The sequence below is a fragment of the Corynebacterium sp. MSK041 genome (assembly GCF_030232265.1).
Taxonomy (GTDB): Bacteria; Actinomycetota; Actinomycetes; order Mycobacteriales; family Mycobacteriaceae; genus Corynebacterium.
In genome coordinates this window covers 1-344 of record NZ_JASPJK010000061.1, presented here as the reverse complement: position 1 = coordinate 344, position 344 = coordinate 1, and the positions used below count along the sequence as shown (strand labels likewise).

Sequence of the window (344 nt, the reverse complement as noted above, 5' to 3'; positions counted from 1 at the left end):
GGCCCGGCAGGCCCATCACCGGTGACTTTTTGGCGTAGCGCGTACTCGATGGCTGCCATGTCGTGTTCTGGTCCCATGACCCTCATGGGGCGGGTCTGTTTACGTGAGCGACCAAACCGGATTGTTGGTTCCGGGGCAGGTTTGTCTACTTCGGGGACGATGTCTTTGGCCCGACGCTGCAACGTCTCATAATTGCCTGGAACAGACAGCAACGCCAGGCGTAACTCCCATGTCTTGCCGGGGTCGGTGATCCCGGCAAGACGACTCTCGATGTAGGCGAGCTGATCCAAGGACTTCTTCGTCGAGCGAGCTATCTTGATCGCGTTGGCTTGTTTGCGGGTGAA

1 protein-coding gene is annotated in these 344 nt (G+C 58.4%); it reads right to left on the bottom strand.

Annotated elements, in window-relative coordinates:
* On the bottom strand, positions 1–344 hold a 344-nt coding region (locus QP968_RS11195; protein WP_284856468.1), incomplete at both ends, for a hypothetical protein.